The sequence below is a fragment of the Ruegeria sp. BH8 genome, from assembly GCF_056538065.1.
Genome location: NZ_JBQFSP010000006.1, coordinates 74,858 through 96,198 on the forward strand (window position 1 = coordinate 74,858; position 21,341 = coordinate 96,198).

The 21,341-nt window shown below is 57.4% G+C and carries 20 protein-coding genes and 2 pseudogenes; 11 read left to right on the top strand and 11 right to left on the bottom strand.

The window, feature by feature from the left end:
* Positions 1–29 precede the first annotated feature (29 nt).
* Positions 30–506, bottom strand: coding sequence for a hypothetical protein (locus ACR0AD_RS12325; RefSeq protein ID WP_480487641.1), 477 nt, complete (start codon positions 504–506; stop codon positions 30–32).
* On the bottom strand, positions 503–670 hold the full coding sequence (gene hemP / locus ACR0AD_RS12330; RefSeq protein WP_209504713.1) for a hemin uptake protein HemP: 168 nt from the start codon (positions 668–670) through the stop codon (positions 503–505). Before hemP ends, ACR0AD_RS12325 begins: the two co-directional genes overlap by 4 nt.
* Positions 671–887: 217 nt before the next feature.
* On the opposite strand from hemP, the gene gph reads away from it, so the two are divergent.
* Both gph and ACR0AD_RS12340 read left to right on the top strand, forming a co-directional pair.
* Positions 888–1,547, top strand: a complete 660-nt coding sequence (gene gph, locus ACR0AD_RS12335) for a phosphoglycolate phosphatase (protein WP_480482160.1) — start codon at positions 888–890, stop codon at positions 1,545–1,547.
* A gap of 327 nt (positions 1,548–1,874) precedes the next feature.
* A complete protein-coding gene (locus ACR0AD_RS12340) occupies positions 1,875–3,578 on the top strand; it encodes a SulP family inorganic anion transporter (protein ID WP_480482162.1) in 1,704 nt (567 codons plus the stop codon).
* 17 nt (positions 3,579–3,595) lie between these two features.
* On the opposite strand, the pseudogene ACR0AD_RS12345 reads toward ACR0AD_RS12340, so the two are convergent.
* The 4 genes and pseudogenes from ACR0AD_RS12345 to ACR0AD_RS12360 form a co-directional block, all read right to left on the bottom strand.
* Positions 3,596–3,769 (bottom strand): annotated as a pseudogene (locus tag ACR0AD_RS12345) (D-lactate dehydrogenase); the annotation flags it as partial.
* Between the two features lie 22 nt (positions 3,770–3,791).
* Positions 3,792–4,244, bottom strand: a pseudogene (locus tag ACR0AD_RS12350) (integrase core domain-containing protein); the annotation flags it as partial.
* Positions 4,245–4,357: 113 nt separating this feature from the next.
* The gene (locus ACR0AD_RS12355) at positions 4,358–4,924 is read right to left on the bottom strand and encodes a tetratricopeptide repeat protein (RefSeq protein ID WP_480482164.1); all 567 of its coding nucleotides are present in this window, start codon (positions 4,922–4,924) and stop codon (positions 4,358–4,360) included.
* 30 nt (positions 4,925–4,954) lie between these two features.
* Complete coding sequence (locus tag ACR0AD_RS12360) at positions 4,955–5,437, bottom strand: Lrp/AsnC family transcriptional regulator (protein ID WP_480482166.1); 483 nt, start codon at positions 5,435–5,437, stop codon at positions 4,955–4,957.
* A 108-nt stretch (positions 5,438–5,545) separates the two neighbouring features.
* On the opposite strand from ACR0AD_RS12360, the gene putA reads away from it, so the two are divergent.
* Both putA and ACR0AD_RS12370 read left to right on the top strand, forming a co-directional pair.
* On the top strand, positions 5,546–8,944 hold the full coding sequence (gene putA / locus ACR0AD_RS12365; RefSeq protein WP_480487639.1) for a bifunctional proline dehydrogenase/L-glutamate gamma-semialdehyde dehydrogenase PutA: 3,399 nt from the start codon (positions 5,546–5,548) through the stop codon (positions 8,942–8,944).
* A gap of 42 nt (positions 8,945–8,986) precedes the next feature.
* Positions 8,987–9,730: a rhomboid family intramembrane serine protease gene (locus tag ACR0AD_RS12370; RefSeq protein WP_480482170.1), complete on the top strand. Its 744-nt coding sequence runs from the start codon at positions 8,987–8,989 to the stop codon at positions 9,728–9,730.
* An 18-nt stretch (positions 9,731–9,748) separates the two neighbouring features.
* Here ACR0AD_RS12370 and ACR0AD_RS12375 read toward each other — a convergent pair whose 3' ends face one another.
* Positions 9,749–10,534: an inositol monophosphatase family protein gene (locus tag ACR0AD_RS12375; protein ID WP_209598002.1), complete on the bottom strand. Its 786-nt coding sequence runs from the start codon at positions 10,532–10,534 to the stop codon at positions 9,749–9,751.
* A 97-nt stretch (positions 10,535–10,631) separates the two neighbouring features.
* Complete coding sequence (locus ACR0AD_RS12380; protein WP_480482174.1) at positions 10,632–11,537, bottom strand: LysR family transcriptional regulator; 906 nt, start codon at positions 11,535–11,537, stop codon at positions 10,632–10,634.
* Positions 11,538–11,631: 94 nt separating this feature from the next.
* Between ACR0AD_RS12380 and metF the strand changes: the two genes are divergently transcribed.
* Positions 11,632–12,498, top strand: a complete 867-nt coding sequence (gene metF / locus ACR0AD_RS12385; protein ID WP_480487637.1) for a methylenetetrahydrofolate reductase [NAD(P)H] — start codon at positions 11,632–11,634, stop codon at positions 12,496–12,498.
* Between the two features lie 229 nt (positions 12,499–12,727).
* Positions 12,728–13,393, top strand: a complete 666-nt coding sequence (locus ACR0AD_RS12390) for a DnaJ domain-containing protein (RefSeq protein ID WP_480487636.1) — start codon at positions 12,728–12,730, stop codon at positions 13,391–13,393.
* Positions 13,394–13,442: 49 nt separating this feature from the next.
* Here the strand turns inward: ACR0AD_RS12390 and ACR0AD_RS12395 are convergent, their stop codons facing one another.
* The gene (locus ACR0AD_RS12395) at positions 13,443–13,961 is read right to left on the bottom strand and encodes a YHS domain-containing (seleno)protein (RefSeq protein WP_480487634.1); all 519 of its coding nucleotides are present in this window, start codon (positions 13,959–13,961) and stop codon (positions 13,443–13,445) included.
* Positions 13,962–14,209: 248 nt separating this feature from the next.
* Here ACR0AD_RS12395 and yghU point away from each other — a divergent pair, with 248 nt between their 5' ends.
* Entirely contained in the window at positions 14,210–15,088 is an 879-nt protein-coding gene (gene yghU, locus ACR0AD_RS12400) for a glutathione-dependent disulfide-bond oxidoreductase (RefSeq protein ID WP_480487632.1), read from the top strand.
* Between the two features lie 59 nt (positions 15,089–15,147).
* Here yghU and ACR0AD_RS12405 read toward each other — a convergent pair whose 3' ends face one another.
* Both ACR0AD_RS12405 and ACR0AD_RS12410 read right to left on the bottom strand, forming a co-directional pair.
* Positions 15,148–15,936 (bottom strand): SseB family protein, encoded by a 789-nt coding sequence (locus tag ACR0AD_RS12405; RefSeq protein ID WP_480487630.1) that lies wholly within the window; start codon positions 15,934–15,936, stop codon positions 15,148–15,150.
* The gene (locus ACR0AD_RS12410) at positions 15,929–16,516 is read right to left on the bottom strand and encodes a uracil-DNA glycosylase family protein (RefSeq protein ID WP_480487628.1); all 588 of its coding nucleotides are present in this window, start codon (positions 16,514–16,516) and stop codon (positions 15,929–15,931) included. The genes ACR0AD_RS12405 and ACR0AD_RS12410 overlap by 8 nt, the downstream gene beginning before the upstream one ends.
* A gap of 249 nt (positions 16,517–16,765) precedes the next feature.
* On the opposite strand from ACR0AD_RS12410, the gene ACR0AD_RS12415 reads away from it, so the two are divergent.
* The 4 genes from ACR0AD_RS12415 to ACR0AD_RS12430 are packed head-to-tail and all read left to right on the top strand — an operon-like array spanning position 16,766 to position 21,337.
* The gene (locus ACR0AD_RS12415) at positions 16,766–17,425 is read left to right on the top strand and encodes an ABC transporter ATP-binding protein (protein ID WP_209504732.1); all 660 of its coding nucleotides are present in this window, start codon (positions 16,766–16,768) and stop codon (positions 17,423–17,425) included.
* Complete coding sequence (locus ACR0AD_RS12420) at positions 17,403–18,986, top strand: capsule biosynthesis protein (protein ID WP_480487626.1); 1,584 nt, start codon at positions 17,403–17,405, stop codon at positions 18,984–18,986. Before ACR0AD_RS12415 ends, ACR0AD_RS12420 begins: the two co-directional genes overlap by 23 nt.
* A gap of 5 nt (positions 18,987–18,991) precedes the next feature.
* Positions 18,992–19,825 (top strand): 3-deoxy-8-phosphooctulonate synthase, encoded by an 834-nt coding sequence (gene kdsA, locus ACR0AD_RS12425; protein ID WP_480487624.1) that lies wholly within the window; start codon positions 18,992–18,994, stop codon positions 19,823–19,825.
* A 15-nt stretch (positions 19,826–19,840) separates the two neighbouring features.
* Positions 19,841–21,337, top strand: coding sequence for a phosphomannomutase/phosphoglucomutase (locus tag ACR0AD_RS12430; RefSeq protein ID WP_480487623.1), 1,497 nt, complete (start codon positions 19,841–19,843; stop codon positions 21,335–21,337).
* Positions 21,338–21,341: the final 4 nt, after the last annotated feature.

Below are 21,341 nucleotides of genomic sequence, written 5' to 3' on the forward strand. Positions count from 1 at the left end.
GCCGGGGTTTGACCGTCCTGCAAGCACAGTCAATGCAAAACGGCAGTGCGGGTATCTTGGCCTGTCGTCGGAATCGCATTTCCCGTCGTCATACGCCGGAGCGTCAGGCCCAGTTCCTCCGACAGGGATGCCAGAGCAGGCGCAAAATCCGGGCGCACGATCAGTGACGCCATCATCATCGCGTCTTCGCGTGCCCCTTCGGATGCGGCGGCAACCATTTGGGCAAAACAATTCTCATCCGCGCCCAGACATGCACACCCCAGACCGTGCCTGATTAGCGGGCGTCGACAATGCGTTGCGCAAAGCGAACACAGACGATCCAGCGTCAGCATGGCGGCACGCCCATAATCTGATCCCAGCGCTATGCAAAAATCGCTCGCGATATCAGCGCGACCGCTTTCACCCTGGCTCCACATCCGCAGATACATCACCGCACCCGCTTCGACTGGATCAAGATCCGCCAGACGGCCGACCGCGGCACCGCCGCGCAATGAATGCGCGCTCATTTCGTCAGGATCAGTTTACCTGCACGGGTGATGCGCAGGGTATACAATTGGTCACCCAACTCGATATGGGCCAGGTGGCCACCTTTGGTCAAATCCTCGGCCTTGTGCGCAGGCAGCATCGAGACAGCATAACCTTGGGTTGGGGTCGGGTTCTGTACGTTCATCGGGGCATCTCCAGAGCGAGTCGGCATGGTGCCATACCTGTTGCGTTTCGTTTTATCTGGCTGACCCGAGAGGGTTGGCTTTCCGTTCCTGTCATTAAATCTGATTATTTTAGTAAGGAATGTCAAGCGCTGTTTCAAATCAGGCGTCATTGAGCCGATTGCGCCCCTGAAAACGACGGGTTAAGACTTGGGGCGGGTATTGAAAGGCAAGCAAAACGTGACCGCAGCAGTTGTTTTTGATCTGGATGGAACGTTGGTCGACAGCGTCGGGGACCTGGCAGCAGCGGCCAATAAAACGCTGAACGGTCTGGGTCACGATCCTGTGCCCGTTGATGTGATCAGAGGGTTTGTTGGCAATGGCCTTCCCAAACTGGTCGAGCGTTTGATGCGACACTGTGATTTGCCCATGGATCGCCACGCGGAACTGACCCAACAGACACTGAAGCATTACAATGCGGCGGTCAGTGCAACGACAGTGCCTTATCCCGGGGTTCTGGAGGCCCTGGAAACACTGAAACAGATGGGTTGCGTTCTTGGTATCTGCACCAACAAACCCGAAGCACCCGCACGTCACGTGCTGGAGGCGCTCAACTTATCCCGGTTCTTCGACGTTGTTTTCGGCGGTGATACATTGCCAATTCGCAAACCGGATCCGGGCCACCTGCTGGAAAGCTTCAAAGCACTTGGGACCTCGGGCACACGCTTGTATGTGGGTGACAGCGAGGTCGACGCAGAAACAGCTGTAAACGCCAGGATACCGTTTCTGCTGTTCACGGAAGGGTACCGCAAAACCCCGGTGGCCAATATACCGCACACCGTTGCTTACAGTGCGTCCGAAACACTGCCGACACTCGTGACCAAATTGATCCAAAACTAAGTAAGTTCACTCGACACGAGTCATAAAACGAATGACTTGGGCTTTCGCAAACCCCAAAAAGTTAAGAGGGGCCGGCCGAGGGGGTGTGACCAGCCCCTCATCGGGGAAAGTAAATACCGTGTTTGTGTGTGGTAAGTACGGTAGGTCATGTTTACCCCTGATCGGCAGTTTGCGAAATTGGGGGATTCCCGTAGTTCGGCGAAAATAACTGAAAAACTGGAAAAAGAGGCACGTCAGACCACACAATTTACCTGTGATAATTTGCCTGTAAGATAGCCCGACGGTTCGAACATTCGGTTCGCTGGTTGAATGGGTATAGGGTAACCCATGAAAAAACAGGACAGAAATCAGAGAGCGGCGCGTCTGCAAATCCTGCAGGGCATTCTGCCTGTTGACCGCGCGCGCCTTCCGGCGGAAATGCTGGCTGGTCTGAGTTTTGCCTGCCTCGCGATCCCCGAAGTCATGGGTTACACCAAAATCGCCGGCACTCCGGTCATGTCCGGGCTGTATACGATCCTGATTCCCATGGCTCTGTTTGCGCTGTTCGGATCGTCCCGACACCTTGTTGTCGGTGCCGATTCGGCGACAGCAGCCATCACCGCCTCGGGACTGGCGGGCTTGGCGATGTCCGGAACGTCTGAGTATCTGGCACTGGCGTCCTTGCTGGCGCTTATGGCTGCCATGCTTTTGATTGCCGCGCGTGTCATCGGGCTGGGGTTTCTGGCTGATTTTCTGTCCAGAACGGTATTGGTCGGCTTTCTGACCGGCGTGGGCATTCAGGTTGCAACGGGTCAAATCCCCGGATTGTTGGGCATCGAATCCGCTGGGCACGGAACACTTGCAAGGTTGAAGGACGTTTACTTCAACATATCCAACGTCAACTGGCCAACCGTGATCGTCTCATCAGCCGTGTTAGGCATTGTCCTGGGATGCACAAGACTGTCGCGCAAAATCCCGGGGCCATTGGTTGCCATTGTCGGGGTGATCCTGTGCAGTTGGGCCTTTTCATTCAACATTTCCGGAATCTCGGTGTTGGGAGAGGTTGTCGGCGGTTTGCCCTCGTTCTCGATCCCGGACGTGCAGTGGAGCTGGACCTTGTTCAAACAATTGCTCCCCACGGCCTTGTCCATCTTCGTTGTTATTCTGGCACAAAGCGCCGCAACATCACGGGCATACGCCTCGAGATATGATGAGACTTTCAACGAAAACACGGACCTGATCGGACTGGGTCTTGCGAACTTCGGAGCCGCATTCACGGGGACATTCGTGGTCAATGGCAGCCCCACAAAGACCGAGATGGTCGCCAGCGCCGGAGGGCGCAGCCAGGTGGCGCAACTGACAACAGTGGTAATAGTCCTGTTGGTTATCCTGTTTCTGACCAAGCCTTTAGCCTATCTTCCCACAGCAGCACTTTCGGCCATCGTTTTCCTGATCGGTCTCAAGCTGATCGACCTGCACGGAATGGCAACAATTTACAGGCAGGCCCGGTCCGAGTTCTGGGTTGCCACGGCAACCGCCACCGTGGTTGTTCTGGTTGGTGTCGAGCAAGGCGTCATTTTTGCCATGGTCCTGTCTTTGGTCGACCACACACGCCGGGGATACCACCCAAAGAATTCGGTAGTATTGCGTACCGAGTCCGGTGGCTGGCGTTCAAAGGGATTGGAAGCACCAAACCAATTCGAGCCCGGTCTGGTAATCTACCGGTTTTCCCACGGCATGTACTACGCGAACATGCAGATATTCACCGAGGAAGTCACAACAATCGTTCAGAACGCAGACGGAAAACTGACATGGTTCTGCATCGACGCCTCGGCAATTGACGTTGTCGATTTCACAGCCGGGTTCACGTTGCGCAGTATCGCCAATTTCCTGCAATCCAAGGGGATACGGCTGGTTTTCACGCTGGTCGAGCCAGACGTGAAAGCCGAGTTGGATCGCTACGGTGTAACAGAACTGGTTGGCGAAACTGCGTTCTATGAAAACGGCAAAGCTCTGCTGGATGCCTATCACATGCGCCCAAGTCCCATCTGACATTGTCACCGGTAGGTTCACGCCTTGGACATCTTCCCGACCCCCGGATTGAAAGAGTTGGTCGGATCACAGGATTTGTAATGCGCCGCCAAATCGGGTTTGGCTTTGTACAAGTGGCCCACATTGTGTTCGGCAGGATATTCAAAAAGGGTCAGCATAGCCGCCTTCAGCGCCTTCGGCGGCGTGCCCCTATCGGGTGGTCCGGTTTGTTTGTTACTGCACCGTGGGCCTCTGGTCTATTGGGACGATTATTTCGGGCGCAGGCCGGCGGTAGCCCAACGCGCTGTGCGGCCTGACGGAGTGATAGTGGACACGACATTGCTCAATCAGGATTTGCGCCTTCCTTAGGCTGTAGAAGATTTCACCGTTGAGCAGCTCATCCCGGAACCGGGCGTTGAAGCTTATGCAATGGCCGTTCTCCTAGGGTGATCCCGGCTCGATTTAAGCCGTCTTCGCCCCGACAGCTGTGATCCACCCTCGCAGCTTCTGGGCGACAAATCCCGGCCCATTGTCGGATCTTATGTATTCCGGCGGGCCGCGGAGGATGAACAGGTCAGCCAATGCACTCAGCGCATCGGTTGAGTTGAACTTGCGATCGACACGGATCATCAGCCCCTCGTTGGTGTATTCGCCAATGATGCTCAGCGTTCGATAGACGCGCCCATCAGCCAGAAGTCATGCCATTGGATAGCCAGTGAACAACTCGGGTGGGTCCAACACGACCAGTTTGCTTGCAAATAGGTTCGGTTTCCCATTGCGGTTCTTTCGAAAACCCGGCGTCAGATATCTTGACCGGGCGGTTCCAAAAGACCGCCGGGTTCCAACAATGCCCGCTCTGACAGCCATGGGTTAAGTTCTAGCGCTTCGGCAAGTGCCGCGCGCGCGTCGTCAAGGCGCTTCAGACCCAACAGTGACAAGGCGCGCCCGCTCAGCGCACCTATATGGTTCGGCGACAACTCGATCGTGACATTCAGATCCTGCAAGGCAGCAGCGAAGTCTTGTCGAAGATAGTTCACAAACGCACGCTGATTGTAGCCTTCGGCGTAGTTCGGGCAGTATTCGACAAGCTGGTCAAGCTCGTCCAACGCGCCCGGTAAATCCCAGGCCTCCCGCCGCGCCATTCCTCGGTCCAGCAAGCCTTGTGCACGCGCATCTGGCGCATCGGTCCAAAGCTCCCACATCTGGTTGGAAATAGCGCGCGCATCACTTTGCGATTCTGCCTTCTGAACCTGATTGATTAGCGCATCCACACCTTCTGAATGATCCGGAGAATCAGGGCAGGACTGGGCGTGCGCCGCGCAGGACAAGGCAACAACAGCAAGAGCGGCGAGGAAAGCGTGTATCATGTACCAAGGATGGCTCGTAATCCCGATCCGTCAAGCCTGATGCTCGAACCCACCCAAACTGCCGGTTTCCTTAACCGCCTCCATCGCCACAAAGGTCGAGGTGCTGGCGACATGCGGCAAGGATGAAATCTTTTCGGCCAGAACACGACGATACTCTGACATGGTGGCTGTGCGGACCTTCAACAAATAGTCGAAATTCGAAGCGATCATATGGGCTTGCTCGACCTCGGCAGTTTTTCGGACAGCCGCGTTGAACTCGGCCAGTGCCTTTTCGCGGGTATCGGTCAGACGCACCTCGACAAAGGCAACGTGGTCCAGCCCCAGTCTGATCGGATCCAGCATCGCCCGGTATCCCTTGATCACCCCGCTTGCTTCAAGCCGTTTCAGGCGCGCCTGTGTCGGTGATTTCGACAGACCGATTTCGCGTGCAAGATCGGCGACCGAAATGCGCCCATCCTCGGCCAGAATTCTCAGAATCGACCGGTCAAACCGGTCCAGGTCGGGAAAGTTCATTTGCGCTGCCTTCTGGCGAAATTTCAGGTATTCCGCCTTCAATTACCGTAAACTCAGGCGATTGTCCTGAGTTTTCGCAGTTATATTGGCACAAAGACCGGAGGACCCATGTCTCATACCCTGCGTACATTAATCGACACCTCAACCTATGCTGACCAGTCGGCGATCCTTGAAACCCTGATCTCTCAGGCCAGCCTGAGCGCCACGGACCGCGGCGCCATCAGCGCCGCTGCCGCGCAGCTTGTGCGCGACATCCGATCCAGCACGTCTCCGGGGTTGATGGAGGTGTTTTTGGCCGAATACGGCCTGTCCACCGACGAAGGCGTCGCCCTGATGTGCCTGGCCGAGGCGCTGTTGCGCGTGCCGGATGCCGACACGATTGACGCGTTGATTGAAGACAAAATCGCCCCTTCGGATTGGGGTAAGCATCTTGGGCACTCGTCTTCATCCTTGGTGAACGCCTCAACCTGGGCACTGATGCTGACGGGCAAGGTTCTGGACGAAGGCAAGACCTCGCCTGTTGGCGCCCTGCGCGGGGCCATCAAGCGATTGGGGGAACCCGTGATCCGTACCGCCGTGTCGCGGGCGATGAAGGAAATGGGGCGGCAATTCGTGTTGGGTGAATCCATTCACGCTGCGATGGAACGCGCGCGCGGGATGGAAAGCAAGGGATATACCTACTCTTACGACATGCTGGGAGAGGCCGCGCGAACCGAGGCGGACGCCGCGCGTTATCACCTGTCGTATTCACGCGCCATCTCGGCCATCGCCGAAGCCTGCACCCATGATGATATCCGCGCCAACCCCGGCATTTCGGTCAAGTTGTCGGCCCTGCACCCCCGCTATGAACTGGCACAAGAAAAGCGGGTGATGGATGAACTGGTTCCACGCCTGCGGGCGCTGGCCCTTTTGGCTAAGGCCGCTGGCATGGGGCTAAACGTCGACGCCGAAGAGGCGGATCGCCTGTCTTTGTCATTGCAGGTGATTGAGGCGGTGATGTCCGATCCGGCTCTGGCCGGCTGGGAGGGGTTTGGCATCGTGGTTCAGGCCTATGGGCCACGCGCTTCGCTGGTTCTGGACACGCTCTATGACATGGCTGAACGCCACGATCGCAAGCTGATGGTGCGTCTGGTCAAAGGCGCCTATTGGGACACCGAGATCAAACGCGCGCAGGTCGAAGGCGTGGATGGCTTTCCCGTCTTCACGCACAAGGCGGTCACGGACGTGTCCTATATCGCCAATGCGCGCAAATTGCTGGGCATGACAAACCGGATCTATCCGCAATTCGCCACCCACAACGCCCATACAGTCAGCGCCATCCTGCACATGGCCGAAGGTCAGCCTTTTGAGTTCCAGCGCCTGCATGGCATGGGCGAGACATTGCATCAGCTTGTGATGAACAGGCAGAAAACGCGCTGTCGCATCTACGCACCGGTTGGTGCGCATCGTGACTTGCTGGCCTACCTTGTGCGGCGTCTGCTGGAAAACGGGGCAAACTCATCCTTCGTCAACCAGATTGTCGACGAAAACGTCCCGCCGGAAGTGGTTGCCGCAGATCCGTTTGTTACTGTTCAAACGCCCCCACCCCCTTTGCCCACCGGCCCCGAACTGTTCCAGCCGGATCGCCCCAATTCCATGGGATTCGATCTTCACCACACTCCGACGCTGGACAAGGTTGATGCAGCGCGGGACCAGTTCCGTGCATATCACTGGTATGCACAGCCCTTGCTGGCTGACGCTGCAAAACCCCGGGCGGATGAGCCGGTAGTCAACCCGGCAAATCCTGCCGACAAACCAGGTGAGGTCGCCTCGGCAAGTGACGCGGATGTTGAACTGGCGCTGGCTTCGGCAAAGCCGTGGCAGGCCCCGGCAGCCGAACGTGCCCGCATCCTGAACTCTGCTGCCGATCTTTATGAATCGCATTACGGCGAGTTGTTCGCCCTGCTGGCGCGCGAGGCTGGCAAATCGCTGCCTGACGCCGTGGCGGAACTGCGTGAGGCGGTGGATTTCCTGCGCTACTACGCCGCCAACATACCTGATGCCGAGCCCGCTGGCGTATTCACCTGCATCAGCCCTTGGAACTTCCCGCTGGCGATTTTCTCAGGGCAGATATCGGCAGCTTTGGCGACCGGGAACGCCGTTTTGGCCAAGCCTGCGCCGCAAACACCCCTGATCGCACACCGCGCCGTTCAATTGCTGCATGAGGCCGGTGTGCCGCGCGACGCGCTGCAATTGCTGCCGGGTGGTCCGACCGTGGGCGCGGCGCTGACATCGGATGCGCGCGTTTCTGGCGTGGCCTTCACCGGCTCGACAACAACCGCTCTCAGAATCCGGTCGGCAATGGCTGGGTCCATGCGCCCCGGCACGCCGCTGATTGCGGAAACTGGTGGCCTGAACGCCATGATCGTTGACAGCACCGCACTTCCCGAACAGGCCGTGCAATCGATCATTGAAAGTGCCTTTCAATCCGCAGGCCAGCGGTGTTCCGCACTGCGATGCCTGTACCTTCAAGAGGATATCGCAAATGACGTCCTGACCATGCTCAAAGGGGCAATGGATGCCCTGCGCATCGGTGATCCGTGGCTGATCTCTACCGATTGCGGCCCGGTGATCGACGCGCAGGCCCGGCAGGTCATCGCTGATCACGTCGCCACGGCACGGGCCGAAGGGCGTGTTCTGAAAGAGCTGCCGCTGCCACCCGAAGGTATCTTTGTTGCCCCCACGTTGATCGAAATCTCGGGCATTGCCGCGCTGGAGCGCGAAATATTTGGCCCCGTATTGCACGTGGCAAGGTTCAAAGCGCAGGAGATCGACAAGGTCATCGCGGATATCAACGCAACCGGATACGGGCTGACCTTTGGCCTGCAAACCCGGATCGACGACCGGGTGCAGCATGTGACCGAAGCTATCCATGCCGGAAACATCTATGTAAACCGCAATCAGATTGGTGCCATCGTTGGCTCCCAGCCTTTTGGCGGTGAAGGGCTGTCAGGCACTGGCCCGAAGGCGGGCGGCCCGAATTACATGGCCAGGTTCTGTGCACCGGATCGACAAACCACAGATGAGAATTGGAAAAACTTAGCAGACTTGCCTGCCCCTCAAGGCCAGCCTGCCCCAATCCAAACCCGTTCTCTGCCCGGCCCAACCGGAGAATCGAACCGGCTGAGCGAATATCCCCGCCCACCACTTCTGTGCATGGGGCCGGGGGAAACGGCGGCGCGCGCACAGGCTGAAGCCGTACAGGCGCTGGGTGGCACGGCCATTCAGGCAACCGGAATGCTTGACCTTCACCGGTTGGAGAACCTGACCGGTATCTCTGGTGTTCTTTGGTGGGGCGATGCTGAAACCGCGCAGCAGATCGAACAGCATCTGGCCCGTCGGGACGGCCCCATTCTTCCCCTGATTCCGGGCAGACCCGACCGCGCGCGCGTGCTGGGTGAGCGCCATGTGTGTGTCGATACGACCGCAGCTGGCGGAAACGCTGCGTTGTTGGGAGGTGCGGCATAAGCTTGCCTTGACGCTGGGCGCGCAAAAGCCCAGCGTCACCTCATGTTTCCGATACGTGACCATAACCCCTCGGGGCGCACGCCTTATGTTGTCTACGTCTTATTGGCGGCCAACATCCTGATCTTCCTCAGCTATGTGGGGATCATGAATGATGCGCCACTTATCAACCGGCTGTTCTTCGATTACGCCATCATCCCGGCGCGGGTCAGCGACGGGGTTGGTCTGGAAACCCTTGTAACATCCATGTTCCTGCATGGGGGATGGATGCATCTGGCCGGGAACATGCTGTTCTTATGGATATTCGGCGACAATCTGGAAGACGAAATGGGCCATCTGCCCTTTTTGCTGTTCTACCTGGTCGCAGGTATCGGCGCAGGTCTGATCCATGTGGTTACAGGGCCGGACTCTCAGGTGCCTACCGTCGGCGCCTCGGGCGCGATTGCGGGTGTCATGGGGGGATACCTGCTGCTGTTTCCCAAGGCGCGTGTGGATATTCTGCTGATCCTGGTTGTCTATTTCAGGGTCTTTACCATCCCCGCCTTCATCATGCTGGGCTTATGGCTGGCGATTCAGTTCTTTGGCAGCGTCACCAGCAACCCGGACGAAGGCGGTATCGCCTACTGGGCCCATACCGGCGGGTTTGCCGTGGGGTTGATCTTATGCGTACCATTGTGGCTGCGGCGCGGCGGCGTGCAATTCTGGAACCGCACGCACGGGCATCCGCCCCACCCAGAGACAAAGTACAAGCTGTCGCAGTCTCGTATACCGCGCGTTCCGCGTCGATAAAGCTGGGCTAAGGGGCGATCAGCCCCGGATGACTTTGGAGAATTGATCAAAGATCGGTTCATTCGAACAGATCACTTCACCATCTTCCAGCGCGTTGCCTTCAGGGTTCAGGGCCTGCACGAAGCCGCCCGCCTCTTTCACGATGATGATACCGGCGGCGATATCCCAGGCGTTCAGGCGGCGTTCCCAGAAACCTTCGTACCTGCCCGCAGCCACATATGCCATGTCAAGCGCCGCAGCACCCCAACGGCGCACACCGGCGCAGGCGGGCATCAGACGCGCCAGATCCTGCAGGGTTGCAGGCAGGTCAGATCGACCGCCAAAAGGCAGGCCGGTTGCAAAGATCGATTCAATCATGCGGTGACGCCCCGACACACGAATTCGGGTGTCGTTCATCCACGCACCTTCGCCTTTTTCAGCAAAGAACATCTCATCCTTGGCAGCATCATAGATCACGCCGGCAACGATCTTGCCCTTATGTTCCAGTGCAATCGAAATTGCCCAATGGGGCAGGCCATGCAGAAAATTGGTGGTGCCGTCCAGCGGATCTACGATCCAGCGGCGGGTCGGGTCTTCTCCGTCGATGGAACCGCCCTCTTCGGCCAGCCAGCCATAGGTTGGGCGTGCGCCCAGCAATTCGTCCTTCAGGATGGCTTCGGCCGCGATATCGGCCTTGGAGACAAAATCGCCCGCGCCCTTCATCGACACCTGCAGATTCTCGACTTCACGAAAGTCCTTGACCAAAGAACGCCCCGCCTTGCGCGCGGCCTTGATCATGATGTTGAGATTTGCACTGCCAACCATTGTAAAAGGGCTCCTGTCCGGTCAAGCCGCGCGTATACTGCCGCAAGGCTTCCTTGCCAAGAGGAATGATCGCATAACAGACCCGCAGAAAACGCCTCTACCGGGATTGCAGCTTGCGCGCCTCTTCGCGGGCCAGTTTCACCAGTTCCTGAACATAGGGCTTGTCCAGATCTTCTGATCGGACCGCTGCATAAAGGCGACGCGTAATCCCCTCTTTGGTCAGGGGCCGGGTCACATAGTCCGAATTGTATTTGACCTCGCGCACGACCCAATCCGGCAAAACCGAGATGCCCCGGTTTGATGCCACCAGAAGCAGGATGACAGCTGTCAATTCCACCTGCCTGATCGAGGCGGGTTCGACGCGTGCAGGGATCAACAATTGGCTGAACACATCCAGACGTGTGCGTTCCACCGGGTAGGTGATCAGGGTCTGGCCTCGGAAATCCTCAGCCTCGACATAGGCTTTTTCCGCCAGTGGATGGGCTGATGCAGCGACAAAGACGGGGTTGTAGTCAAACAGCTCCACAAACTCGACACCCGGCAGGTCTTCGGGATCGGATGAGACCACCAGATCAACCTCTTCCTTCTGCAAGGCTGGCAGGGCGTCGAAGGCCAGACCGGGTCGGATATCGACATCCACGTCGCCCCAGGATTTCCTGAAGGATTCAAGAACCGGAAACAGCCATTCGAAACACGCGTGGCATTCGATGGCGATATGCATCCGCCCGGTACGCCCGTCCCGCAGCGATGAAAACTCATTCTGTGCCGCCTCGACCTGCGGCAGGATCTGCTCGGCCAACCGCAGCAGACGCAAACCGGCGGCTGACAGCTTCATCGGCTTTGAACGTCGCAGAAACAGCTCGACCCCGGCCTGATCCTCCAACCCTTTGATCTGATGACTCAATGCGGATTGAGTGATGTTCAACTGGTCGGCAGCGCGCGCCAACCCACCGCATTCATGGATCGCCTTGATGGTACGCAGGTGGCGGAATTCAATGTGCATCTCAAGTATCGTTCATGTTGTTGTTGAATAATATGAGTTTGTCTCACAATGCCCGTCATGGCACAAGATAGTCAGTTGATCCAGTGAGGCAGCCATGTCCAAACCCGAAATTTCATTCGAGTTCTTTCCGCCCAAAACTCTGGAGGCTTCTTTCCGCCTTTGGGATACGGTCCAGACATTGGCACCGCTGGAGCCCCGTTTTGTATCCGTCACCTACGGTGCAGGCGGTACGACCCGGGAACTGACGCGCGACGCGGTCGCAACCCTGCATAAATCCTCTGGTTTGAACGTCGCTGCGCATCTGACCTGTGTTGACGCTTCGCGGCAGGAAACGCTGGAAATCGCCGACACATTCGCACGTGCGGGCGTGCAGGACATCGTGGCCCTGCGGGGCGACCCGCCAAAAGGGCATAATCGGTTCGTACCGCACCCCGACGGCTTTAACAGTTCGATTGAGTTGATTGAGGCGCTGGCTGAAACCGAAATGTTCAGCATCCGTGTCGGGGCTTATCCTGACAAGCACCCTGAAGCTGCCGACATGTCAGCAGACGTGGACTGGCTGAAGGCCAAACTTGACGCGGGCGCTGACGAAGCGCTGACGCAATTCTTTTTCGAGGCCGAAACCTTCTTCCGTTTCCGTGATGCCTGCGCAAAGGCGGGTATCGACAAACCGATCGTTCCGGGCATTCTGCCGATAGAAAACTGGGCAGGTGCGCGCAAGTTCGCCAGAAGTTGCGGCACGCATATTCCCGATTGGGTCGAACAAGCCTTTGAAAAGGCCGTGCGCGACGGGCGTGAGGATCTGCTGGCAACTGCGATCTGCACCGAGTTGTGCTCGGACCTGATCGAAGGTGGCGTGGACAAGCTGCATTTCTATACCCTCAACCGCCCGGAATTGACGCGCGATGTGTGCTTTGCCCTTGGAATTACGCCACAAGTCGATCTTCAAAACGTCGCCTGACAACTGAAAAATTCAATGATTCGCCCGGGTTACGAATTTTCCCGGGCGTTTTCCTTTTCTTATGCGTGACCTGTTTCACAGTTACATCCGCGAATTCACGCCTTTGCGGAACAATGGAATCCTCGCATCGCGATTGTTGTCAGCTTCCCTCTCAATCAACCATGAAATTTGACAAAACCATGCCCTCGGCAACACTAGGGCTGTGTAGTTTTTAATGAGTGTTTTGAGTATGGAACCTGTCGATAAGGTTAGGGCACGCACGGATGCCCTGGCAGATCTGGGCCTGAACCCGTCTGCCAATTCCAGTGAAATACGAGAGGCCTGGCGTCACATCGCCTTTCACACGCATCCTGATCACAAGGAAGGCGACAGTTCCGGGTTTTCGCGCGCCAAGGCAGCCTATGATTTTCTACGCAAAGAAGGGCTGGCGACAAAGGGCGGTGCCGCTGCTGGCCCGCCACAACCACGTCGGGCACGGTTGAAGAAACGTATCATCGAGCTTCCGCAGGAAGATATTGCCGCCTGTGAGGCAATGCTGAATCCGGGGCAAGCGCTGTCGCATATGAACAGTCAGCCTGGTATTCAACCCAAATGCGGCAGCGGTGTTGCTGACCATGTTCCCGACGCGGTCGGATGCTTTGGGCGGCACCTGACTTACTTCGTCACGACACCCGTCAATCAAGGCGCAAATCGTGTGGCTTTGCCAACGACCGTTCTGACCAGTGCGCGGCACACCACAGCGGAAATCCTGAGCTTTCAATCCAGCGATACGGGCGCTGGGGAAGTCGTCATTCCCGATACGATCCGAGAACGCAAATTTCCGGGTGCCAAGAGCGTCAGGATCCGGTTTGACGCCGACCAGACGATACGGGATCAGTTCTGGCTTGCTGGCTGAACGAAAAGGCCCGGCTGGGTAAGCCGGGCTTTGTGCAATTTTGGCCGGGTCAGTTTTTCACCGGACCTTCCGAGGTAAATTTCGGGATCACGCTGGTCGAGGCGTCAGACGGCTCGATACCCGGCCAGTTGCCTTCAGCAAGGTTGATGTTGCCCGGAATGTCTTCTTCGAAGAACCCGACGACCACATCCGTGATGTTGAGATACAGCTTGTCGTCAACGATCCGCCACAAGTTCGGGTTTGCCGGAACCTTGCCACCGCGCGACACACCATAGGCGCAGTGCCCATCATATTGCGGGGCATAATAGGCCGGGTTTTCCAGAAATTTGTCGCGGTTTTCCTCGGACGAGAATGCCCAGGTCGCACCATTGTATTCGGCAGTAATGCTGGCATTGCCACGCACGCCTTCGTGCTGTTGCTGACCTACCGGTACCTGATCCAGGTTGCGATAGGCGACAACATCATACCCCGAGACGGCAAACCCTGTGCCGTCAATATATTGCGGCCCGGCAAATGCCGGAACGGCCAGGGCCATGGCCGCAGCAAAGGTCAAAGCAAAGCGTTTCATGTAGTTTATCCTTTTCGTTCCAGCGGTATCGGTGACGCCGTGATGGCAGGTCTGGCAAAACAATATGCGATTCCCATTCTGTTCGTAGCCCTCCTCGCGCCGCTGTGACCCCTCTCGAGCAAACGTGAGAGTTTGGTCGCGGATTATTACAAATTATGCCGGAAAAGCTGGGTTGGACTCGGCGGATTGCAACACTACCTGTAAGACTGCATCGAACGCGGCCCGGACAAAGGCATGAAAGGCAAGACATGAGCGACCAATCTTCGTATACCCCACCAGCAGTCTGGACATGGGACAGTGAAAGTGGCGGACAGTTCGCCAACATTAACCGACCTATTGCCGGCGCAACCCATGACAAGGACTTGCCGGTTGGACGCCACCCATTGCAGTTGTATTCCCTTGCCACGCCCAACGGTGTCAAAGTCACCGTTATGCTGGAAGAGTTGCTGGCATTGGGTCACGAAGGCGCTGAATACAACGCCTGGCTGATCAACATCGGCGAGGGCGACCAGTTCGGTTCAGGGTTTGTCGAGGTCAACCCAAACTCGAAAATCCCCGCCCTTTGGGATCGCTCTGGCGACAAGCCGGCTCGGGTGTTTGAAAGTGCCTCGATCCTGTTTCATCTGGCTGAGAAGTTCGGAGAGTTTCTGCCCGCGTCCGGGCCGGAACGGACCGAAGTCATGAACTGGCTATTCTGGCAAATGGGCAGCGCCCCTTATCTGGGCGGCGGGTTTGGCCATTTCTACGCCTACGCGCCCGAAAAGTGGGAATACCCGATCAACCGCTTTGCGATGGAGGCAAAACGCCAGCTGGACGTTCTGGACAGGGAACTGGCGAACAAGACCTATATCGCGGGCGAGGAATATACGATTGCCGACATGGCGATCTGGCCGTGGTACGGTCAACTGGTTCTGGGCCGTCTGTATAGCGCGGCAGAGTTCCTTGACGCGGAATCCTACAAGAACGTGGTGCGCTGGGCCAAGGCGATTGACGCACGGCCTGCGGTTCAGCGTGGCCGTATGGTCAACCGCGCCTTTGGCGAGCCGCACACGCAGCTTCACGAGCGTCACGACGCCAGTGATTTCGAAACACGTACGCAGGACAAACTGGAAGCTGCTGCGGAATAGCAGAGTCCCATCCTAGTGACACGCGGTGCATTGTGCGCCGCGTGTTTGCGTTTTGGCCGTTACTTCAGAATTGGCGGTTTCGCGGGATTGCTGCCCGGAACCTCGCGCACCAGATCTGCAACCTGCGGTTCGGGCAGGTCAAAGCGAAGCCCCGTCTTCGCCAGCAGCGCGGCAGCGGCGTCATCTGTGGCAAAGAACCCGACATCCATCGCCCCCGCTTCGATCCCCGAAAACGTCAACGCCTCTGAAGCTGCCTTGGCCAGCGCTGGCTCGGCCCCCTCGACCGCACCGACAAACCCCAGCAAATGACCCTGAGCGCCCGCCTCGGATTTCGTGGCGACCAGATAGGCTGCACTGGCAAGCCCACCAGCAGTTGCCAGTTTTGCATCAAGGGCGGTCAACAGGCTGTCCGGCAAACCGGCGGGAGGCATGAACTCGGCCAGCTTTTCCTCGACCTCTTTGGGGCCATGCTGCAACGTTTCGGCCAGCCAGCCCAAGGCCTCGGCAGGCACCAGCATGGATGATGGCGCAGTTTCCAGGTTCAGGCCCAGCCCGATACCCTGCCCTGCCAGCATCCCCGACAACACGCGCCCCGACAGCGCAACATAAGGCACGGGCCGCCCGGCAAACCGCGCCAATCGTTCCTCGCGGTCGAAAGCCAACACAAAGCGCCCGTCGGCCACATCGAACACTTCGGGCGAGATGTTTTCGCCCACCGCTTCTTCGGTCAGCATCAAGAACAGCTCACTATCAGCAAGCCGTTCAAAAAACTGCAGACGGGCAGCATCGTTCTGCGGATCTGCCAGCATCGCGGCATGCGCCGTGTCCAACGCTGTGGTTTCAGTCATTCAGCACCTCTTGGACCCGCGCGCGCAGAACCGGCAGCAGTTCTGCCTCGAACCACGGGTTTTTCTTTACCCATGCCGTATTCCGCCAGGACGGATGAGGCAAGGCAAAGACCCGCGGCGCATGGTCCTGCCAGTTCCGAACGGTGTCCGTCACCGACCCCCGCGCACCCAGATGATATTTATGCGCATGACTACCGACCAACACCGTCAACGGCACCTGCCCCAGTTCCTGCATCACCCTGTCATGCCAAGTTTTACCGCATATCGCGGGCGGAGGAAGGTCCGCGCCGCGGGCATCATAGCCGGGGAAACAGAATGCCATGGGCACAATCGACACGAGGTCACGATCATAAAAAACAGGTTCATTGACCCCAAGCCATTGGCGAAGCCTGTCGCCTGACGGGTCTGTAAAGGGCCGCCCTGACTCGTGCACGCGCGCACCCGGTGCCTGCCCCGCGACCAGGATGGGTGTTCCGCGCCGAAACCAAACCACCGGGCGGGGTTCATGGGCTGTTTTGGTTTGCGCAAAGGACGCGGCGCACAGGCGGCACGCACGGATTTCGCCATCTAAATCTTTCATCTTGTTGCAAAACCTCCCAAAGCTGTTTTGCAAGGATCGGGTGTGAAACCACATAATAATGGTGCGGTAGATTTCTAGAAGTGCAGCGGAATTGCCGACAACCGATCAGTTGTTTGAGGGGTCGGCAGCAATGCATTGAACATTTGTTTCATAATTCGACATAATGTAGCCAACATGGAACGGTAAAAACCATCCTTTCTGACCGCCTGAAAGCGCGGCGACACAACGGAAACGAGCAGCAGGCCCCGAATGCTAGAGTTCGACAATGTCAGCAAGTCCTTCTGGACCGGGACGCGCCGCAAGGTGATCCTGGACCGGGTCTCGTTCCGTGTCGAACTGGGCACGTCGCTGGGCGTTCTGGCCCCGAATGGTACTGGCAAAACCACGCTGATCAACATGATGGCCGGTCTGGAAAAACCCGACGAGGGTGTGATCCGCCGCGAATGCCGGGTCTCGTTCCCCATGGGTTTCACCGGGGGTGTAACCGGCAAGTTGTCGGCGCTTGAGAACGCGCGATACATCGCCAAGATTTACGGCATGGACCCGGACTATGTTGAGGCGTATTGCAAATGGCTCTGCGGTTTGGGTGAATATTTCGAACAGCCGCTGTCCACCTATTCTTCGGGGATGCGGTCACGATTCACGTTTTCTTTGATGCTGGCGCTGGATTTCGACATGTATCTTGTCGATGAAGGGATGCCAGCGTCTACAGATGTTGAATTCAACGAAAAAGCAGGGGCGATCCTGAAGGAAAGGTTGCGCACCACGACATTGGTGATCGTGTCGCACAGCCCGACTGTTTTGGAAAAATTCGCTCAGCAGGCCGCCGTTCTGCTGGACGGGCAATTGTACATGTTTGACTCCTTGGAAGAGGCAAAGCAGCTATATGACTACGAAACCCAAGGTTAGAAAGTACAACTGGCGCAGCAATCGACAGGTGGACGATTCGGCCGAGGCGCGAGCGGATGCAATCTCGCGCATACGGGGCGCGACGCAAGGTCAGGCGCCGGCGGCCGAGGCCCAGCCAGGCACGCAAATTGACGACATCAAGCGCGAAGGCCTGACAGGCCGCCAGTTGCGTATTGCGCGTAAACTCGCGCAGAAACACGGACTGGCAGCAACATCGGACTATGATGCGGTGCGCTTGCTGCGCAAGAAAGGCATTGATCCGTTTCAGCGCACGAACCTTCTTGATCTTGCCGCGGCAAAGCCCTCGGCACAGGGCGACAGTTCGAAGGTCAAAGACAAGATCAGCATTCAGTTGCCGCAATCCGTAGGCGCAAGCACGCCAAACCTTCCGGGACCCGAGCTCAGCCCGGCTGAGCGGCGGAACCTTGAAATCGGTCAGATTCAGAAGGACATCGCGCGCCGACGCAGGCGTAAACTGTTTGGCCTGTTCGCGCGTCTGGCCGCCTTTGTGTTTCTGCCGACCTTTGTTGTGGGGTTCTATTTCTATCGCATCGCCACCCCGATGTATGCCAGCGATTCCGAGTTTCTGATCCTGCAAGCCGATGGCGGGCCGGGTTCCATCGGCGGGCTGCTTGCCGGGACGCAATTCGCCACCACGCAGGATTCAATCTCGGTTCAATCTTTCCTGGAATCGAAAGAGGCCTTGTTGCTGCTGGATCGAGACGCCGGTTTTTCTGATGTCTTCAAGCAGGAATCAATTGATCCGATTCAAAGGCTATCACCCGACGCCACACTGGAAGACGCATACAAGCTGTTCAAACGCATGATCACCATCGGGTATGACCCAACCGAAGGGGTCATTCGGATGGAGGTTGTTGCACCGGACGCACAGACATCGACCGAGTTCTCGGAGCGTTTGATCTCTTACGCGGAAGCCCGGGTGAATGCCCTGTCCGGCAAGAAGCGTGAAGACCAGATGCGCGACGCATTGGAAAGCTTTGAAGCGGCGCAGGAGGCGCGGCGGCAGGCGCAGGAGGAATTGATCGAACTTCAGCTTCAAGGGGCGGTGCTGGACCCCGAGAATGTCATTGCCAGCCTGCGCGCACGCATCAACGAGATCGAGATATTGGTGCAGGACAAAGAGCTTGAACTTGCCGCTCTGCAAGACAACCTGCGCCCGAACAAAGCTAAGGTCGACGGCGTCAAGGCTGACATTGCCCGGCTTGAAAAGGTGCTGGAACAACTGAATGCCGAGATGCAGGATGCTTCCGATGGCGAAAATTCGCTGGCGCGGTTGAGCGTGCGCATCCAGATCGCTCAGGCGGATCTGGCGGCGCGGGACATGATGCTGCAAACGGCAATGCAGCAAATGGAATCGACCCGATCCGAAGCTAACCGGCAGGTGCGTTACCTGACCGTCTCGGTGAACCCGATACCCAGTCAGGAACCCAGCTATCCGCGCAAGTTCGAAAATACGATTTTGGCATTCCTGTTGTTTGCTGGTATCTACCTCATGATCTCGCTTACCGCGTCGGTCCTTCGTGAACAGGTATCCTCATAAGACTCATGAAACATGTAAAAATCTCCGACCTGACAGTCGGCAACGACCTTCCGCTGACTATCATTGCGGGCCCCTGCCAGCTTGAAACGGCAGACCACGCACAGATGATTGCTGGCAAGATGAAAGAGGCCTGCGATGCAGCCGGTGCGCAATATGTCTTCAAGGCGTCTTATGACAAGGCAAACCGGACCTCACTGTCCGGCAAGCGCGGCATGGGCATTGATGCCGGGTTGCAGGTTCTGGATAGCATCCGCAAGACAATGGGCATTCCGGTCCTGACCGATGTTCATACCGAAGCGCAGTGCGCCATCGCCGCCGAGGCGGTAGACGTCCTGCAAATCCCGGCGTTTTTGTGCCGCCAGACGGATATGCTGCTGGCTGCGGGCAATACGGGCGCTGTGGTCAATGTGAAAAAGGGTCAGTTTCTCGCGCCGTGGGAGATGCCCAATATCGTGTCCAAGATCGAAAGCACGGGGAATCATAATATCCTGCTGACCGAACGTGGCACTTCGTTCGGCTATAACACACTGGTGGCTGATATGCGGTCCCTGCCGCAAATGGCCCAGACCGGGTATCCAGTAGTGATGGATGCGACCCATTCCGTGCAGCAACCGGGCGGAAAAGGTGGCTCCTCGGGTGGGCAACGCGAATTTGCTCCGGTCATGGCGCGCGCCGCCGTGTCGCTGGGTATTGGCGCGGTGTTCATTGAAACACACCAGGATCCGGACAATGCTCCTTCGGACGGGCCCAACATGATTCCGTTGGATCAGATGCCCCAACTCATTGACACTTTGATGCGCTTTGATGCGCTGGCCAAAGCTGATCCTATTCAGATTTAACGACTGAGACTTGTTATGACCAAACCAATTCCCGAGGTAACACCAAATACCTGGAGCTTTCTGCGTGACGCGATGATCAAACCCACCGGGTTTCGCGAATATGACGCCCGCTGGAAATATCCGGAAGAGATCAACCTGCCGGGCATGACGGCGCTGGGCCTTGGGCTGGGTACTCAAATGCGCAGGCGCGGGATCGAGCCCGTGATCGCTGTCGGCAATGACTACCGTGATTACTCATTGGCGATCAAAAACGCCCTGATCCTGGGATTGATGCAGGCCGGTATCCGCGTGAAAGATATTGGCCCTGCGCTTAGCCCGATGGCCTATTTCGCACAGTTTCATCTGGATGTACCGGCCGTGGCGATGGTTACGGCCAGCCACAATCCAAACGGCTGGACCGGTGTAAAAATGGGCTTTGACCGTCCTTTGACACACGGCCCCGACGAGATGTCTGAATTGCGCGACATCGTTCTGAACGGCGAAGGTCAGACGCATGAGGGTGGATCTTGGGAATTCGTCGAGGGCGTGAAAGAAGCCTATATTGACGACCTCGTCGGCGATTTCAAAATGTCCCGCCCGCTAAAGGTTGTCTGCGCAACCGGAAACGGCACCGCTTCGGCCTTTGCGCCCGAGATCTTCGAACGTATGGGGGTTGAGGTCGTCCCCAGCCATAACCGGCTGGATTACACTTTCCCAAACTACAACCCGAACCCCGAAGCGATGGAAATGCTGCATGACATGGCGGCAACGGTAAAATCCAGCGGTGCCGATCTGGCACTTGGGTTTGATGGTGACGGTGATCGCTGTGGCGTCGTCGATGATGAAGGCGAAGAGATCTTTGCCGACAAGGTGGGTGTGATCATGGCCCGCGATCTGGCCAAGCTGCACCCCGGATCGACCTTTGTCGCTGATGTGAAATCCACCGGCCTGTTTGCCAGCGATCCCGAGTTGCAGGCCCTTGGCGTCAAGGCGGATTACTGGAAAACCGGCCACAGCCACATGAAACGGCGCGTCAAGGAAATCGGTGCGCTGGCTGGGTTCGAAAAGTCAGGCCACTACTTTTTAGCCGAACCGGTGGGGCGCGGTTATGACTGCGGAATGCGCGTCGCGGTCGAGATCTGCAAGCTGATGGACCGCAACCCGGATCAAAGCATGTCCGACCTGCGCAAGGCGCTGCCCAAGACATGGTCGACGCCCACCATGTCACCTTATGCAGCAGATACCGAAAAATACGATATCCTGCAGCGTCTGGTCGACAAGCTCGTTGCCAAAAGCGAAGCTAGTGAGACATTTGCTGGCCGTGCGATCAAAGAGGTCGTTACGGTGAACGGCGCACGTGTCATTCTGGACAATGGCAGCTGGGGGCTGGTGCGGGCTTCATCCAACACACCCAATCTGGTGGTCGTCTGTGAAAGCAGCGAAAGCGAGGCTGAGATGCGGGCGATCTTTGCCGATATCGATGCGGTGATCCGAACCGAACCCGGTGTTGGCGATTACGACCAGACCATCTGAAGAA